We start from the raw sequence: 16,268 nt of genomic DNA, 5'->3' as shown, positions 1-16,268 counted from the left end.
CTGTTCACCTCGCCTATCGGTGCGAACGGTCCGTTCACCCCATTCCAGGGACCTCGGGCGTTCGAAGCGAACGGCCTGTTCACCTCGCCAAACGAGGTGAACAGGCCGTTCACCCCACATCAGCCAGCGGGATGCGAAGCGAGCTCAGGCGGCCTGGATACTGGGGCGGGCCAGGCGGAGGACATCGCTACCGGAGCGCAGCGACGCCACCTGGCTGCGGGTCGCCAGCCACCTCGGGAACTTCGCCAAGCGCTGCAGAGGCGTGCTGCGCTGCGCCGATGTCAGCGCCGCGGTGCGCGACACCTTCAGCGCACGAGGACGGCGCTCCTGCTCATAGGCGCGCAGCAGTTCCGCTGGTTCTCTGTCGACAACGGACAGGAACTGGGTGAGCAGCCAGGCGTCTTCCAGCGTCTGGTTGGCCGCTTGCGCCACGGCGGGCGGCATCGCGTGCACCGCGTCGCCCAGCAGCGTGCTGCGCGGGCCGCCCCAGACCTGCGGCACCTTGTGCCGGATGTGCGGGAAGAACCCGAGGTCGTCGTCGGTGACCGAGGCCAGCAGCGCCTCGACGGGATCGGGCCAGCCGCGGAAGGCCCGCTGCAGCTCGGCGACGGACAGCACCGGGTCGCCGTCCTTCCAGGGCATGTCGAACCACCAGTGCAGCAGCCCGTCGCCGGTCGGGATCAGGCCGCAGTGCGCGTAGCGGCCGGCGATGTTGAGCGTCTGGTGGCCGTGCGCGACCGGGAGGTCGCTGCGGGTCAGGCCCTGCCAGCTGGCCCAGCCGGTGGGCCGCGCCGGTTCGCCGCCCAGCACCTCGCGGCGCACCACCGAGCGCTGCCCGTCGGCGCCGATCAGCAGGTCACCGGTGGCCGAGCTGCCATCGGCGAACTGGACGACGACGTGGTCCGGGTGCTCGGTGACGCCGACGCAACGGCGGCCGAAGTGCAGCACGCCCGGCGGCAGCGCGGCGGCCATCTCCGCGATCAGCTCGCGGCGCGGGATCTGCACCGTGGGCGACCCCAGGCGCTCGGTGACCTCGCCGAGGTCGGCCTCCCAGAGCAGCCGGCCGGATTCGGTGACCGAGCGGAGGCTGTGCAGCCGGTGACCGGCCGGTTCGATGTCGACGCCGAGGCCGCGCAGCGCCGCGGTGCCGTTGCTCCACACCGTGATGCCCGCACCCGTGGTGCGCAGGGCGTCCGCGTGCTCGAAGATCTGCACGTGGTGGCCCTTGCCCAACAATCCGTTGGCGATGGCGAGTCCCCCGACTCCGGCCCCGATCACGAGAACCCGCATCGTCTCCATCCGTCGTCCCGACGTCGGTTTTCAACGACGATTTTATCGACTCGACCGGAAGTACCGAATTGTCCTTGCTCACACCACGCGCCCGCGAGGATCGATCAAGGAATCCGTTGCGCCTGGTCAAAGCCTCAGGAGACATGTCAGGACTCGCCAGCAGACCGGCGGCCCACGGGTTGACAACGCTGCTCCAGCGGCCGGGGATGCCGTCAGGCCGCTTCCAGGAATCTCCCCGCGACCAGGCCGGGCTCGTCGCCTCCGTCGAACCGCACCCACAGGACGGGACCGTCGAAGACCTCCGGAAGACCGGTGGCGGTCTCCACCACCGTGCCGACCTGATCACGGAACCGGCCGAACGTGGCGCGCACCCGCACGCCTGGTTCAAACGGGCTCGATGACTGCTCCATGAGGGGGGACGTTACGTGCCCGCGGGCCGCAACGGAAATCGCCTCCGCCCCGAGCCCCCATCACCGCGCTGACCTGCACTGTTATCGGAGTGGGAGGATGGCCGGGGAGGACCGCCGCGCGGCGGTGAGCGGCATCACCTGGCGAAGGGGACCGATGCGGACGATCAAGCAGCCGGGCGAGCACGAGCTGGAGGTCAAGAAGTCCCGCTTCCTGTGCGCGCTGGCGCGGGTCACCAGCGAGGCCGAGGCCCGGGAGTTCATCCAGCAACGACGCAGGCTGCACCACGACGCGCGGCACCACTGCTCCGCGTTCGTCCTCGGCGACGCCGGCGAGTTCCAGAAGTCCAGCGACGACGGCGAGCCGGCGGGCACCGCGGGCGTGCCGATGCTGGAAGTGCTGCGCCGCAACGAGATCACCAACTCGGTCGCCGTGGTGACCCGCTACTTCGGCGGGGTGCTGCTCGGCGCGGGCGGCCTGGTGCGCGCCTACGGCGGCGCGGTGTCGGCGGCACTGGACCACGTCGGCCTGGTCGAACGCCGCCCGGTCCGCGTCGTCGAGACCACAGTGGACTACCTGCTGGCCGGGAAGCTCGACAACGACCTGCGTTCGGCCGGCTACCAGGTGGCGGACACCGACTACCAGGACGCGGTCCGCTTCCGCATCAACGTCCCGGCGTCCGAAGTGGACACCTTCCGCACCTGGCTGGCGGAGGCCACCGGCGGCGTCGCCGAAGCGGAGCCCGGCGAGCTCGGTTACGCCGAGGTCGAGATCTGATCACTTACCGCCATTCGGCCTAGTACTTTCTATGGTGCAGGCCACGAGTTTTGGGCGGATTTCCCGGTTGCCGATCGGCTAGCGTCGTTGCGCGCCGTGCACGAACGGCTACTGGGGGGATCATGAGTTCATCGGCGTCCATTGCGGACGCGCCACCACTGGTGCGCGAAGCGCTCCGGTTCCGGCGGAACATGCAGCGCCCGGAAGATCTGGTGGCCACTTTCCGCAGCGCCGACATCTGCCTGGAATGCGTGTCCGACCCGCCGACCGTGCCGGTCGTGCACGTGGACGGGATCCCGTGGCTCCCGGTGTTCTCCGATCTGCGGTACTTCGCGGAATACCAGCGGCAGCGCGGCGAAGGCGACCTGGCGGCCGAGTACCTGGTGCTCACCGGCGCCCGGCTGCTGGACGGATACCTGCCTGGCATGCCGCAGGGCACGAGCGTGCTGCTGGATCCGCTGCAGGAGCACTCGGTGACGCTGCCGGCACTGCGCGGAATCCTGGCCGAATCGATCGCAGTGGATCGCAACCGGCCGGATCGCCCGGTGTCCGCGCAGTCTCCGTACGAGAAACCCGTCAAGCGTGCTTGGGGAGGGACGCTGTAAGTGGGTAACGATGGATTCCGCGTCGATCTGGCGGCGCTGCAGCAAGCGTCGCAAGGCGTCAACGACGCCATCGCCGCGTTGGAGAACGAACTTCCGTGGCCCGTGCGGAAGATGGGCAACGACGGCCACGGCGTCACCATGATGAACCTCGACGCGGAGCAGTCCGGGTCGGCGCTGGTCACCGAGGCGCTGAAGAGGTTCTGCGGCCGGTGGGAATACGGGGTGAAGTTCCTGGTCGAGGAAGGTGCCGCCGCGGCTTCGGCGCTGACCGACACCCGCTCCGAGTACGAGAAGATGGAGCAGGCCGCGATCGACGCGTTCAAGAAGGTCCTGGGCGCCGGGTTCGACAACCCCACCGCCGATCTGAACGCCGCCCCGCAGAAGTCGTTCGCGCAGTTCGGGGTCGACATCGCACCGGAAGGCATTCAGCAGCAAGCCGCCTCGCACGTGCTCAACCAGGCGGGCTACAACACCAAGGTGGACGGCTGATGGCGCCGGACCCCCGGGAAGAGGTCCCGGGCGAGCTGCCCGCCGTCGACGAAACCCTGGCCACCATGACCAAGCTGGGCACCGCGTTCGAGAACGCCGCCCAGGGCTTCCAGAAGATCAACACCGCCGGCTGGGAAGGCCCGACCGCCGACGCGTTCCGGGACTACTACCAGCAGGAACCGCCCAAGTGGTTCCGGGCGGCGGACGCCTTCACCGAGTCCGCCGACGCCCTGCGCCAGTACCGCGAGGTGCTGGCCTGGGCGCAACGGCAGGCAGAGCAGGCGTGCGCCGACATCGAGCGAGCAGACCGGCAGACCGCGCAGGCCGAGGCCAAGTACGAGCAGGCGGCCGACCAGGGCAACGCCACCGAGCCGTTCCAGGACCCGGGCGCCGCCGCCCGCAACCAGGCACAAGCCTCCCTCGACGCCGCGAAGGAGCAGGTCGAGGAGGCGGCGAAGAGGGCTGCGGCGGCGCTGATCAAGGCGTCCGAGAAAGCACCGCCGCAGCCCGGGCCGCTCACCATGCTCGCCTCGGGAGTCGGGGACGTCTTCCAGAACGTCGCGGAGTCCTACGGCGACTTCTGGAAGGGCAGCTTCGACGGAGCGCTGGACATGCTCCAGCAGGCGCGAACGCTAAACCCGTTCGACCCGTACAACGTGATGCACCCGCAGCAGTACGGCGAGAACATCAGCCAGCTGGCGGCCAGCACGGTAGCGGCGGGCAAGGCGTTCGTCAGCGACCCGATCGGCACCGGCAAAGCGATGATCGGCGCCGGAATCGACAGCTTCACCAAAGACCCCTTCGGCACCCTCGGCAAGCTAGCCCCGGAGGTAGCCGCCGGCCTCGCCACAGGCGGCAGCAGCACAGCAGGATCCCTCGGTCGCCGGGCCCTCGGCAAACTGGACGACTTCGTCAACGGCAAGCCTTCTGCGGACTTGCCCGGTGGCAAAAACCCGCCTGCTGTTCATCACCAGCCGCCAGGAAACGTCACCGGCACCGGCCAGGCGCCACCCACAAACCCACCGGCGCCTCGCCCCGAAAGCCTGCCGCCGGCACACCAACCTTCAGCCACCACGAGCACAACTTTCGAACGCGGGGATCACTCGCCAGCTCCGAACCACGACTACAACCCTGGCACGCCGCCGTCCACTGCGAGCAACTGGAACAGCCCCCACACCGACTACACCCGAGGCAATGATCACCCAGAGGCTGCACGCGACGCATATCGCGAGCAGCACGCGCCATCCCAGCCGAACCACCATGGCCAGTGGGGACACGAGCCTTCGGCCCCCGAGACCACCCACCATGCGCCCGAATCACCGCCTTCGCCGGAGCAGCACGTCAACGATGTCCTGGCCGAGGTGCGCGAGCACGGCGACGGAATCCAGAAGTTCGATGACCGCTACGACTTCGAGCCTGGCACCGACCACTTGCCCGAGGGGCTGAGCCGGGACAACCCCGACCCGTTCGGCAACGACGCCTGGCAGCGACCACGCGACTTCGACGCACCGGAGTTCATCCACCGCAACGTTGATCCCTCCGACGACGCCAATTCCCTTTGGCGCGCAGTGCATTCGCGAGACCTGGATGAGTACTTCCGGGAAGGGATCATGCCGCGGAATCCGGACGGTCGCGCCGATATCGACGCCTTGGAGGGCCACGTTGGAGGCGCCACCAACAGCCGTTTCGTCTCCGCCACGGACAGCCTGGACCACGCGCTCCAGCGAGCGCTGAACCGCCCCGATGACTACGGAGTGATCCTCAAACTACGCACCGGCGGCGGCATCGACGTGGACGCCACCCTGCACGACTACCTGGGCAACAGCACGTACGGCTACGCCTCGCACGGCGAACGGGAGTTCCTGCTCAAAGACGGTGCACACAGCTCGATCATCGAGGGTGCGTACCGGCCCATTTCCTTCGATTCGGCTGGTAAACCCACAGGATATGAGTGGGTGCCCAACCCATACTTCGACCCGGCCATGCTGCGAAAGGGCGCACGATGACACTGGACCGAAGCACCATCCTCGGGCCGTTCCCGCTGCCAGCGGTGGACGATGCGATGCGGGCGCGAGCCCGCAAGCTTGCCGGCACCGCCCGATGGCTGACCTTCGAGGACCCCGCCGCCCCAGTGGATCAGCCGGTGGCCAACACCGCGATCCAGGGCGGTTACGAGGTCACCGAAACCGGCGAGCTCACCGGCAAGTACAAGATCAACGCCTTCTATCGGCCCTCCGAGCAGGTCGCCGGAACGCCACTGGACACCACCGTCGACCTCGTGCTGTGGCGGGTCCTGCACGGCTACAACCCGCTGGGCTGGCTGGTCGACCGGCTCTATCGAGCGGAACTCGCGCTCTACGCCGAGCAGGACGGAGACCAGCGCCTCCAGATCGCCCGCGACGCGGAGGGACTGCCGACGTTGACCGCGTTCACCAGCCCGCGTCACCTGCCCAAGAGCTGGGCACACCACCAGCGCGTACCGGGCTGGACGCTGTTCGACGCGATGGCAGACGGCCCGGTGTTCCTCAACCTCAACCCCGGTACACCGCTGTCACTCAAGATCATGATCCGAGATCTGGCGCTACTTCTCACCGACCGCAGCAGGCAGGGGAAGAACCTCGGAGCCATCCCGTTTGGGGAATGAAGGAAAGGAAACCGAGCCAACACGCCGATGGCCTCACGGGCCTCAAGGATCTCGCCTTGCAAGTCCGCACCTCGCTGAACAACTTGGCGAACGCACTCGATGCCTTCAAACTGGCGCTGATTGCCGCCATCGCCGTGTTCATTGTCGATTTCATTGGTGCCATCGCCGCGGCATGCACGGTCGTGGGCGTCGGTGCCGCGATCTGCGTGATCATCACGATTGCAGGAATTGCCATCGGACTAATCACGGCCGCGGGCACAGGACTGAACAGCTACCACGCCTGGGCGCGGGATGGGTTCGAATTCGCCAACGAGGCGCAGGCCGTGGATAAGATCGCGCCACGGCTAGAACATGAACTCGCCCGTGCCGAACGCGAACTCGGCGAACTCCAGGCCACGCTGCGTGAACCGGGCGCAGACACCGATGCGCTCCGCAAAGAGATCGACCTGCGGGAACAGACACTGGACTCTGCCCGCGAGATCATGTCGCGGTTTGTTGAGGGGCACGAGAATTTCCCCACACCGAAAGAAATCAGCGCACTCGGCCGCCCTGATGGGCTGCTACCAGGAGAATCACGCAACCTGCAATGGATGGGTAAGAACGTGCTCACCGGCAGGGACTACAGGACCGGCGAATACGTGCGATGGCATGGAGTGAAGTACTTGTGAGGGATGAACGACTGGCGCCGAAAGGCTGGCCCGCGAAGTTGCGGCACCGCCGCAGCAAGAAGGTCTCGCGATGGCATGACGACTGGGTACGGCGCACCGAGCCGAGCACCGAGTACCGGCCCGACGGGCGCCGTGACGGCACCGACTACCCCCTGCATGCCGTCGACGTCGACGCCCCGCTGTCCGCGCAGGCCGATTTTGACCGGCGGGTCCGTGAGATCGATGGCCGCGACCCCGACACCGGCCGTCACCTCCCGGAACCAGACATCGCGGAGCGGTGGCGGGGCGCAGTGCTCGCCTCAGTGATCGGAGACGCGCTCGGCCACGCCGTGAACACCGGCGCCACTCACACCGTCAAATGGCAGCCCGGCCGGAAACTGCCGGACGAGCACTCCCTGTACGAATACACGTTCCGCGGGACGGCCGAGCCATCGGCCGTGACACAACTGCTTGCGTTCACGCTCGAGGGGATCATCCGAGGTGGCGTCGCCCACCGCATCCCCGGAGGGGACAACGATCCGAAGTCGGTCGTTCAGCACGCCTACCAACGGTGGCTGCACACCCAGCCCACGCCAGACGGGCAACGACGTAGCTGGAAGCACTGCGGCCCCTATGCAAGGCCCGAACCGGACGGCTGGCTGGTCGGCGTCGACAGCCTGCGCCGCGACGGCGCCCCCCACCCAGACACGGTGGCGGCGCTGGAGAACTTCGCCCGCACCGGCGAACACTCCCGGCTCCGTGCGATGCGCGCCCACGCCCGCGGCAGCGAGGTGGTGCCTCGGGCCGCTATGGCGGCGGTGTGCGCCGATGATCCCGCCGAGGTGTTCGCGGCCGCAGTCCACATCGCCGTACTGACGCACAGCAGCCCGGACGACTGCCTGGCCGCAGGCACGCTCGCGGTAATCCTGCACCAGCAGATCCGCGATCAGCCGTTCCACGACTGCCTCACGACCGCCCGTGCACACCTGGAGCGCTGGCCTCGAAACGCGCGCATGCTCCGCAAAATCGAGCTCGCACTGATCATGAACCAGGACTACTGGGTGCCCACCACCCCGGAAAACATCCGCAAGCCTTTCGGCGATGGCGGCCGCGACGGCACCGAAGCGCTTGGGCTCGGGTTGTACTGCGCGATGGCCAGCGACTACGTGCGTGAGGCGCTGCAGCTGGCCATGAACTACTCAGCACACCGCCCGGTAGCCGGCGCGATCACAGGGATGCTGATCGGCGCTGAATGCGGCGTGCGCGCCATCCCCGCCGACCTGCGTGCCGCGGTACCGCTGGCCGAAGTCGTAGACACCCTCGCCCAAGACGCACTCACCGAGTACAGCCCCAACCCACCGGCCAATCAGGCGTGGCTCCACCGGTACCCGGCCTCGTGACCAGAGCACTCATCCACCACTGACGTGCATCCTGCGAAAGGGCGCGCGATGGCGCTAGACCGGAGCACCATCCCCCAGCAGGAGATCGCTGGTATGGCAAGGCAGACACATGGAAGATCGTTCTGACCGACCCAAGGTGAGGTGAGCAATGAACCACGAAGATCTGATCCGCAAGTTCGATACGCCATCGGGAGACCCTGACGTTCAGGCGCGCAGGCAGCAGATCGGACAGCGCATCCAGGACATGCAGGAACGTGGCGAGGTCGTCTCCGAGTCACTGGCACAACGTCACGCCGAGGTCCCGCTGCCGACCAAACCCAAGCCCTCCGCTCCCGAAACCGAGCCTGGGGCGGATAGTTGACCATCAGGCCATCTCAGGAGATGACTCCGGACGAGTTCGCCGCGCTGATGGACCAGTACGCGACCAAAAAGGAAGATGTCAGCCCCGAAGTCTGGGAGAGCATGCAAGAAGCGCAGCGCTACACCCAGGAGAAGATCGACAAGGGCGAAGTGCTGAAGTCGTGGAGCAAGGAAAACTTCCCCATCGGACTGGACAGCAACATGGAACCATTCCCCCTCACCGGAGCGGACCAGGATCAGCGGCGAACTGGTGATGAGGCCCAACAATGAGCGTCCCGACCACACCCTCCTGACTGAAACACGAGGCGGAACACCTCGAACTATGCGAGGTGTTCCTTGCGGTCGCCGAAGCAGAACTCGGCCGGCTGGGTTACGTCGCGACCTATGGACGCGGGGCGAACAGGAATGATGACCTCGACTGGGGTGACCCGTGGGATGACGCGGAGAGAGGCAGCACGCGGGACCATGGCGGGGAGCCACCATCCCAGGAAACCCCGGAGCAGCACAACGATCGCCCTGACCACCAGCCGGAAACGCACCGCCATGAGGATCCAACCGGACAGCGTGACCAGGACGGGGCGGCTGAGACCGCGCCGCGCGGACCCGAGCCGGAACCGCACGGCGAGCCTCGCCACGAGCTGTCCGACGAAGACCGGCAGTCCTACCGTGAGCGCGTCGAGTCGCGTACCGGAGTCTCGTTCGAAGAGAGCGTGGCTCGGCTGCGGGAGGACCATCCCGAACTCGCCCACCTGGACGACGAGAAAGCGGTGGGGCTGCGCCGTTACATCGGCGAGGACGCCAACACCCTCAACCGGGTTCTGCGCGAAGGAGACGAGGTCGACCGGGACTACGTCGGGCCCGAAGCCAACGTGCTACGCAGCGCGCTCGACGAGATGTCCACGGTCGACACCACCGAGACGCCGCGAGTCTTTCGCGGCATCGGCGTCAGTAAGCAGGAATTCGAGGCCATCTTGCAGCGCTACAAGCCCGGTGCGGAAGTAGAAGAACCGGGGTTCACCTCGGCATCGAAGGACATCCCACCAGCGATGTTCTCAGAACACGGCACCGAGAAGCCTTACAAAGTTCGGTTCGTCATCGAAGACCCCAGGAACGCCCGGGACCTGTCCGTGACGAATCCGGACGAGCTGGAGGTCATGTGGCAGGACGGCAATCGCTTCCTGGTACAGGAAACGCGAGCCGCCGATGAAGAAATGTATGTTGTCATGCGAGACCTAGGGAAAGGAAACTAAGCCATGACCCCTGAAGAGCGTGAAGCATTGCTCCGCAAGCACTTGCCGAAGCCGGAGGACATCGACCCAGAAATCAGGAAGAAGACCGACGAGGCAATCCGGTACATGAACGAAAAGATCGCTCGCGGCGAAGTGCTGAAGTCGTGGAGCAAGGAGAACTTCCCCATCGGACTGGACAGCAACATGGAGCCATTCCCCCTCACCGGACCAGACCAGGATCAGCGTCGGACAGGTGACGAGGCCCAACAATGAGCGTCCCGGCCAGCGCCCCCTGGCCGCAACACAACGCCGAACACCTCGAACTACGCGGGAGCTTCCTTACGGATTCCTGCCCGGAACATCCGCAAGCCTTTCGGCGATGGCGGCCGCGACGGCACCGAAGCGCTTGGGCTCGGGTTGTACTGCGCGATGGCCAGCGACTACGTGCGTGAGGCGCTGCAGCTGGCCATGAACTACTCAGCACACCGCCCGGTAGCCGGCGCGATCACAGGGATGCTGATCGGCGCTGAATGCGGCGTGCGCGCCATCCCCGCCGACCTGCGTGCCGCGGTACCGCTGGCCGAAGTCGTAGACACCCTCGCCCAAGACGCACTCACCGAGTACAGCCCCAACCCACCGGCCAATCAGGCGTGGCTCCACCGGTACCCGGCCTCGTGACCAGAGCACTCATCCACCACTGACGTGCATCGCGCGAAAGGGATCACATCGACCTCGGCAACGGAAACTTCTCATGAAAGACCTCGGACGATAGAGGGGACAAGGTCATGACGTTCGAACCCACCGACGACGAGAAGACGCTTATCGAGAAACTGCGCCGTGACGGTGCCCGCAAACGCGCTAGCGCTCTCGCCGGCCCTGAATTGGCCAAGCGTTATACCGGATTCGCACCTGGACTGGATAAAGACCTGAACCCCTTCCCCGTTCACCGCCCCAAGCCCAGCGCCAACAGCGAGGACGGCCAGTCGTAAACCACATGCCACCATCCCGCTCCACCTCAACCAGCCTGAACAGCAGGAGGAGATAGCCCAGGTCGGTGGAACGCGTTCTGAGCGAGTCCTCGGCCGCTACGCGATCATCAAAGATCCGGAAACCGGCCTGCCGGTTCGATCCGACGTATTCGAGCCCAACCCCTACTACAAACCTCTACAGCGAGAGGGATGACCGAGATGAGTGTGCCCCTACCTGAGATCACTGATGCCATGCGCCAGCACGCCAGGGCCAACCCCAACAAGAAGGTCTATGTAGTAGATCCGGAGTTCAACGCGGATGGGCGTGTCCCTGGATGGGGAATTCGAGGCGCATTTCCGGTGTCACCGGACGGCGAGATCAGCGCCGACTCCTACATCCCGAACCCGAACTACCGCCCCGGCCCGAAGGTTCGCGGCTTCCCGGAACCCACCAACGCCGTGGAGCGGGCACTGGAACTTGCCGCGACCGGCTACGGTCCCGAAGCCGCCTTGATCTCAGCATTGGCCAGCAGCTCAGCCGCTCTTGTGATCCCAACCGAGCCTGACCACCCCGAACATATCTCCGTAGCGACCGACGACGCGGGCGATCCGGCGCTTTACGCCTACACCTCGATCGCTCGATTGCCCGCTTCTCTTTCTTCGTACCAGGAGGTTCCGGTTCGTGGACTGCTCGCAGCATTGCGGGAATGCCATCTGATCCTGAACGCAGGCTCGGTGCCATCGGTGAAGTTGCCGGGCAACGACATCGCCATAGCCATCAAGTAGCCCAATCCCGAACGGGCGCCCTCACCTCGCGCTCTCCGGCGAGCTGGGTTACGTCGAGGTGGACATCTGATCACTTACCGCCGTTTGGCCTAGCCGCCCTTATGGTTCATACCACCGTTTTTGTTCGGTTTTTGCCGTTCATGATCCAGTAGCCTGGCCACTCTCTGTGCTCGTGTGACTACGGAGGAGACATGGGTTCGGCTACGTGCGTTCCGGATGCGCCACCGCTGGTTCGGGAGGCTCTCCGGTTTCGGCGGACCGTGCAGCGGCCGGCCGATCTGGTGGCTACCTTCCGCCGCAGCGGGGTGTACCTGGAGTACGCGTCCGATCCGCCGGCCGTGCCCGTCGTGCACGTGGCCGAGACTCCGTGGCTGCCGGTGTTCTCTGACCTTCGGTACTTCGCCGAATACCGGCGGCGACGCGGCGAGGGCGACCGGGCCGAGTACCTGGCGCTCACCGGCGCTCGGCTGCTGGATGGGTATCTGCCTGGCCTACCGCAGGGCACGAACGTGCTGCTGGATCCACTGCAAGAGCACGCTGTGGCCTTGAACGGGATCGCGCCCGAGTCGCTCCGCGCGACCGACGGCTTCACCGAATCCGCCCGGGCCATGCAGCGGTACCGCGACGTGCTGGCCTGGGCGCAGCGGCAGGCCGAACGGGCGCGCGCGGATGGCGAGACCACCGAGCCGTGCCGCGGCCAGGCGCAAGCCTCGATCGACTCCGCGAAGGACCGGGTCGAGGACGCCGCGAAGAACCTTGTGAAGACGTTGCTGCTGACGGCCGACAAAGCTCCCGCGCAGCAGTACGGCGAGACCATCGGCGGGTTGGTGTCCGGGACGCTCTCGGCCGAGAAGGCGTTCGTCGGCGCCGGAATCGGCAGCTTCACCGAGGATCCGGCCGGTTTCGTCGGGCAACTGGCCGGGAGTGGGCTCGGCCAGCGAGTGCCGGTTCAACGATCAGACAAGGCGCGCCACAGGTGATCAGTCCTTTGTGGACTCCCCGAAGAGCCGGTCGAGGTGGTAGTCGATGGCCGCGGTCGCGCCTTCGCCGGTCCGGTGGCCCAGCAGCAGGCCGACCGACAGGCCGTCCGGGATGAGCAGCAGGGCTTCGGCCTCGCGCTCCGGGTCCCGGTCGGCGGGTAGCTCGCCGGACTCCTGCGCGGCGCGGAGCTCGGAGGCCACCCACGCCTCCAGCTGCGGCCACCACTCGCGGTAGGTCGCGGCCAGGTCCGGCGCACCGAGCGCGCGCAGGAAGAACGCGATGTGCGTCAGGAACTCCATGCGGCTGTCGTCGGACAGCGCCAGCATTTCGAGCATCAGCGTCCGCAGCACCACGCGCACCTTCGGCCGTTCGCCCTCCTGGCTCAGCCGCTGCACCATCCGCTTCGAGGCCCGGTTGTTCACGTGCCCCATGGCGAAGCCCAGCATCTCGTCCTTCGACTTGAAGTAGTGCTGCACCGCGCCCATCGAGACGCCCGCTTCGGCTGCGACGTCGCGGAGGCTCACCGCTTCCAGGCCGCCGCGGCTCGCCAGCCGCATCAGCGCCTCGGCGATCTGGATCCGCCGGGCCTCGTGGTCCACCTGCTTGGGCACCGTCTTGCACCTTTCCAATGCGATCGCATTGCAAACGGGCGCGTCACCCGTTTACCATGCACTTGCATCGTAACCCTCCGTGGTTGCGGAGGCGAGTTTCGAACGACTGGGGAATTCATGACCGAGGTACTACGGCAAGCACCCACCTCCAGCAGGATCACCGCGATAGACGTGGTCCGCGGCGTCGCCATCCTAGGCACGCTGGGCACCAACATCTGGATCTTCACCGACCCGGAGGGGCCGGCCGGGATGCTGACGATGGTGGAGACCGGCACCCTCACCGCGAACATCGAGGCGACCATCCGGTTCCTCGCCAACGGCAAGTTCCTGTCCCTGCTCACGCTGCTGTTCGGCATCGGCCTGGAGCTGCAGTACCGGTCGGCGCGGCGCCGGGGCGGGCGCTGGCCCGGCTGGTACCTGTGGCGGGCGGCGCTGCTGTTCACCGAGGGTCTGCTGCACTACGTCCTGATCTTCGAGTTCGACGTGCTGATGAGCTACGCGGTGACGTCGATGCTGGTCGCTTACCTGATCGGGCGCAGCGACCGGGCGGTCAAGGGCTGGATCATCGCGATGGCCTCGCTGCACGTCGCGTTCATCAGCGTGGTCACGCTCGGCCTGCTGACCGGGCACGCGTCGATGGGCGGCGGCGGCGCGCCGTCGCAGCTGTTCACCACCGGCAGCTGGCTGGAACAGGTGACCACCCGGATCACCCACTGGGGCGCCTACCGGATCGAAGCGATCTTCATCATCCCGATGTCCGTGGCGCTGTTCCTGATCGGCGCCCGGCTGTTCCGCGCGGGGGTGTTCGCCGCCGAGGGGCAGCGGCTGCGGAACCGCCTGATGCTGTTCGGCTTCGGCATCGGGGTGCCGCTGAACCTGCTCACCGCCTTCTCGGGGCAGGGCTGGTTCATGGTCGACCGCTACATCCTGCCGCCGATCATCGCGCTGGGCCTGCTCGGGCTGATCCCGACCGTGGTGGGCGCGCTGCGCGGCACGCCGGGCGTCCTGCGGCACGGGCTGACCGCGGTCGGCCGGATGGCGCTGTCCTGCTACGTCTTCCAGAACCTCGTGGCGGCGATCCTGTGCTACGGCTGGGGATTCGGGCTGGCGGCGCGCTTCGACTGGGCCCGCCCGTGGTGGGTGCTGGTGATCTGGGCGGCGATCTGCGCGACGTTCATGACGCTGTCGACGTGGTGGCTGCGGCGCTTCGAACGCGGCCCGCTGGAAGCGGCCTGGAACTGGGCCTATCGCCTGCCCCAGCGCTGACCGAGGGCTCGTGAGTGGTTTGGGGTGCCCTGGCGCCCCAAACCACTCACGTAGCCTGACCAGGCAAAACGGTGCTCAGCCGCGGAAGCGATCGGCCTTCACAGCAGCGACGAACCGAGCCCAGGCCTCGCGAGGAACGGCCAAGGTCCCGCTGTCACGGTCTTTCGTGTCCCGGATGCCGACCAAATCCGGCGCCGAGCCGACCTCGACGCATCCCGTGTTCGCGCCGCTGTAGGTGCTCTTCCGCCAGCCGGATAACCCGTGCGTCATGTGCTCCCACCCTCGAACTTGTCCGCATAACGCGCGATGAGCCGGGCAGACTCGTCGGCGTTGAGCATCACTCGTTCGAGTTTATCGACTGTGTCGCGAAACGGGCCTTCCTCTTCCGCGTCGTTGAGGATGAGCCCTGAGTTGTGCGCCTCGACGTAGATCGTCGCGTTGCTCCTTCCGAACTCGATCAAGGAGAACATCCCGTCAAGACCGATGTGCGCGCCGAGGCTCGTCGGAAGCACGTGGATCGCAATGTTCGGCCGTTCCATCTCCTTGAGCAAGTGCCTCAACTGTTCGGCAGCAGTGCTCGGCCCACCCACAGGTCGAGCCAGAACCGCTTCGTCGAGAAGAGCCCTCAACTCGACGGGATTCGACTTGTAGAGCACTCCTTGGCGAACCTGCCGGATGTTGACCGACTCATCCACGTCCTCCGGCGACTTCTCCGCTGCCACGAAGATCGCGCGCGAGTACGCCCGAGTCTGCAGAAGCCCTGGGACATAGGCCATCGAGACTTCGGTGATGCGGGTGGCCCGCTGCTCCGCGTCGATCAGGCCGGTGATCTGCGACGTGAGTCCGCTGTGGAGTTCCCACCACACCGGCTGGTCCAGCTCGCGCGCCATCTTCAGCAAACGCCCGCGATCGGCGCCTTTCACCTTGAGCCCGGCCAGGATCGTCGCCACGTCGGCTTCGGTGATGCCCTGCTGCGCGTTCTCGACGCGGCTGACTTTCGCCCGTGACAGCCCGACTTCCGCGGCGAGCTCTTCGAGCGTCAGACCGCGCGCCTTGCGCAGGGCTCGCAGCTCCTTCGCCAGCGCACGGGCGCGAGGTGTGTTGGCCATGCGCTCAGCCTAGGCGGAGAACGTCGCCTGCCAAGATCGCTCATTCGAGTAATTGAGAATTCTCATCTCTGCTGAGAATGTTGTTACCGCAGATGACAGGGGTGATGACATGAGCACGTCGGCTTGGTGGGTGGGATTCGATGCGGCTTCGGTGGCCGCTCGTCGGGAGGGCGTCGTCTACTGGATCGTGCCGCCCGGCTCGAAGGTTCGGCACGGCATCACCGACAAGCCCGGACGATGGCCCGCCGGAACCGAAGTCGTCGCGCTTTGCCGCGAGAACGTGAAGATCCCGTGGCCGACGCCGTGGCCCGCCACTCCGCGCACGGCGAGCATCACCGCCCAGTGCCCCGAGTGCGTCGCGGAGTATCGGCTACGTGGCTCACCTTCGACCGTCTGGGACTTCTGAGTCCCCCACTGCACCTGTTTCCGCAGGTGAGAGGTCGTGAGTGTTTTTGGTCGCTATAGCGGCCAAAAACACTCACGACCGGAGTGACCAGCGGAAACCGGGCTCGGAACTTCAGCACCGCCTATGACCGCCTTGCCGCCCGGCATTCCCCCGGCCCGGTGCGGCGAGGCCTCCCCGGCAGGGGCGGGATGCCCCCTCGTTACCGTTTTCGTGGCTCTGATCTTGGAGCCCTGGTCGCCAGGTCCGGCATGACTTTGTCCCCCAGTCGCTTGCATGATCCGGGGGGTGGTGT

At 66.5% G+C, this 16,268-nt stretch carries 22 protein-coding genes; 17 read left to right on the top strand and 5 right to left on the bottom strand.

The genetic code is table 11. The annotated features are described in order from the left end of the window. Positions 1-144 precede the first annotated feature (144 nt). Both AB0H93_RS26800 and AB0H93_RS26795 read right to left on the bottom strand, forming a co-directional pair. Positions 145-1,290, bottom strand: a complete 1,146-nt coding sequence (locus tag AB0H93_RS26800; RefSeq protein WP_358575992.1) for an FAD-dependent monooxygenase — start codon at positions 1,288-1,290, stop codon at positions 145-147. 212 nt (positions 1,291-1,502) lie between these two features. Continuing rightward, positions 1,503-1,700, bottom strand: coding sequence for a hypothetical protein (locus AB0H93_RS26795; RefSeq protein WP_093269316.1), 198 nt, complete (start codon positions 1,698-1,700; stop codon positions 1,503-1,505). Between the two features lie 154 nt (positions 1,701-1,854). Here AB0H93_RS26795 and AB0H93_RS26790 point away from each other — a divergent pair, with 154 nt between their 5' ends. The 15 genes from AB0H93_RS26790 (at position 1,855) to AB0H93_RS26720 (ending at position 12,583) form a co-directional block, all read left to right on the top strand. Next, on the top strand, positions 1,855-2,475 hold the full coding sequence (locus AB0H93_RS26790; protein WP_358576170.1) for a YigZ family protein: 621 nt from the start codon (positions 1,855-1,857) through the stop codon (positions 2,473-2,475). Positions 2,476-2,597: 122 nt separating this feature from the next. Beyond that, positions 2,598-3,080 (top strand): hypothetical protein, encoded by a 483-nt coding sequence (locus AB0H93_RS26785; RefSeq protein ID WP_358575990.1) that lies wholly within the window; start codon positions 2,598-2,600, stop codon positions 3,078-3,080. Further along, positions 3,081-3,569, top strand: a complete 489-nt coding sequence (locus AB0H93_RS26780; RefSeq protein WP_358575989.1) for a hypothetical protein — start codon at positions 3,081-3,083, stop codon at positions 3,567-3,569. It abuts the gene before it with no gap. Next, a complete protein-coding gene (locus AB0H93_RS26775) occupies positions 3,569-5,575 on the top strand; it encodes a putative T7SS-secreted protein (RefSeq protein ID WP_358575987.1) in 2,007 nt (668 codons plus the stop codon). Before AB0H93_RS26780 ends, AB0H93_RS26775 begins: the two co-directional genes overlap by 1 nt. Next, entirely contained in the window at positions 5,572-6,213 is a 642-nt protein-coding gene (locus AB0H93_RS26770; protein WP_358575986.1) for a hypothetical protein, read from the top strand. The genes AB0H93_RS26775 and AB0H93_RS26770 overlap by 4 nt, the downstream gene beginning before the upstream one ends. Further along, complete coding sequence (locus AB0H93_RS26765) at positions 6,210-6,881, top strand: hypothetical protein (protein WP_358575984.1); 672 nt, start codon at positions 6,210-6,212, stop codon at positions 6,879-6,881. The genes AB0H93_RS26770 and AB0H93_RS26765 overlap by 4 nt, the downstream gene beginning before the upstream one ends. Continuing rightward, positions 6,878-8,260, top strand: a complete 1,383-nt coding sequence (locus AB0H93_RS26760) for an ADP-ribosylglycohydrolase family protein (protein ID WP_358575983.1) — start codon at positions 6,878-6,880, stop codon at positions 8,258-8,260. The genes AB0H93_RS26765 and AB0H93_RS26760 overlap by 4 nt, the downstream gene beginning before the upstream one ends. 148 nt (positions 8,261-8,408) lie before the next feature. Then, complete coding sequence (locus AB0H93_RS26755; protein ID WP_358575981.1) at positions 8,409-8,621, top strand: hypothetical protein; 213 nt, start codon at positions 8,409-8,411, stop codon at positions 8,619-8,621. Between the two features lie 20 nt (positions 8,622-8,641). Beyond that, positions 8,642-8,890, top strand: coding sequence for a hypothetical protein (locus AB0H93_RS26750; RefSeq protein ID WP_358575980.1), 249 nt, complete (start codon positions 8,642-8,644; stop codon positions 8,888-8,890). A 59-nt stretch (positions 8,891-8,949) separates the two neighbouring features. Continuing rightward, a complete protein-coding gene (locus AB0H93_RS26745) occupies positions 8,950-9,870 on the top strand; it encodes a hypothetical protein (protein ID WP_358575979.1) in 921 nt (306 codons plus the stop codon). Positions 9,871-9,873: 3 nt separating this feature from the next. Then, entirely contained in the window at positions 9,874-10,122 is a 249-nt protein-coding gene (locus tag AB0H93_RS26740; RefSeq protein WP_358575978.1) for a hypothetical protein, read from the top strand. A gap of 72 nt (positions 10,123-10,194) precedes the next feature. Beyond that, positions 10,195-10,527: an ADP-ribosylglycohydrolase family protein gene (locus AB0H93_RS26735; protein WP_358576169.1), complete on the top strand. Its 333-nt coding sequence runs from the start codon at positions 10,195-10,197 to the stop codon at positions 10,525-10,527. 107 nt (positions 10,528-10,634) lie between these two features. Beyond that, a complete protein-coding gene (locus AB0H93_RS26730) occupies positions 10,635-10,838 on the top strand; it encodes a hypothetical protein (protein WP_358575977.1) in 204 nt (67 codons plus the stop codon). A 189-nt stretch (positions 10,839-11,027) separates the two neighbouring features. Then, the gene (locus AB0H93_RS26725) at positions 11,028-11,603 is read left to right on the top strand and encodes a type VII secretion system-associated protein (RefSeq protein ID WP_358575976.1); all 576 of its coding nucleotides are present in this window, start codon (positions 11,028-11,030) and stop codon (positions 11,601-11,603) included. A 191-nt stretch (positions 11,604-11,794) separates the two neighbouring features. Further along, complete coding sequence (locus AB0H93_RS26720) at positions 11,795-12,583, top strand: hypothetical protein (RefSeq protein WP_358575974.1); 789 nt, start codon at positions 11,795-11,797, stop codon at positions 12,581-12,583. On the opposite strand, the gene AB0H93_RS26715 is transcribed toward AB0H93_RS26720, so the two are convergent. Beyond that, entirely contained in the window at positions 12,584-13,195 is a 612-nt protein-coding gene (locus tag AB0H93_RS26715) for a TetR family transcriptional regulator C-terminal domain-containing protein (protein WP_358575972.1), read from the bottom strand. 117 nt (positions 13,196-13,312) lie between these two features. On the opposite strand from AB0H93_RS26715, the gene AB0H93_RS26710 reads away from it, so the two are divergent. Continuing rightward, positions 13,313-14,461: a DUF418 domain-containing protein gene (locus AB0H93_RS26710; RefSeq protein ID WP_358575971.1), complete on the top strand. Its 1,149-nt coding sequence runs from the start codon at positions 13,313-13,315 to the stop codon at positions 14,459-14,461. A gap of 75 nt (positions 14,462-14,536) precedes the next feature. Here AB0H93_RS26710 and AB0H93_RS26705 read toward each other — a convergent pair whose 3' ends face one another. Together AB0H93_RS26705 and AB0H93_RS26700 are read right to left on the bottom strand one after the other, a co-directional pair. Beyond that, a complete protein-coding gene (locus AB0H93_RS26705) occupies positions 14,537-14,731 on the bottom strand; it encodes a DUF397 domain-containing protein (protein WP_358300569.1) in 195 nt (64 codons plus the stop codon). Beyond that, complete coding sequence (locus tag AB0H93_RS26700; RefSeq protein ID WP_358491987.1) at positions 14,728-15,570, bottom strand: helix-turn-helix transcriptional regulator; 843 nt, start codon at positions 15,568-15,570, stop codon at positions 14,728-14,730. The genes AB0H93_RS26705 and AB0H93_RS26700 overlap by 4 nt, the downstream gene beginning before the upstream one ends. A 109-nt stretch (positions 15,571-15,679) precedes the next feature. Between AB0H93_RS26700 and AB0H93_RS26695 the strand changes: the two genes are divergently transcribed. Next, positions 15,680-15,976, top strand: coding sequence for a hypothetical protein (locus AB0H93_RS26695; protein WP_358575969.1), 297 nt, complete (start codon positions 15,680-15,682; stop codon positions 15,974-15,976). Positions 15,977-16,268: the final 292 nt, after the last annotated feature.

Origin of the sequence: Saccharopolyspora sp. NPDC050642, from assembly GCF_040654735.1 — a bacterium.
GTDB classification, from domain to species: Bacteria; Actinomycetota; Actinomycetes; order Mycobacteriales; family Pseudonocardiaceae; genus Saccharopolyspora; species Saccharopolyspora elongata.
Note: the sequence above shows the minus strand (reverse complement) of the source record. Positions and strands in the feature narration are given on the sequence as shown.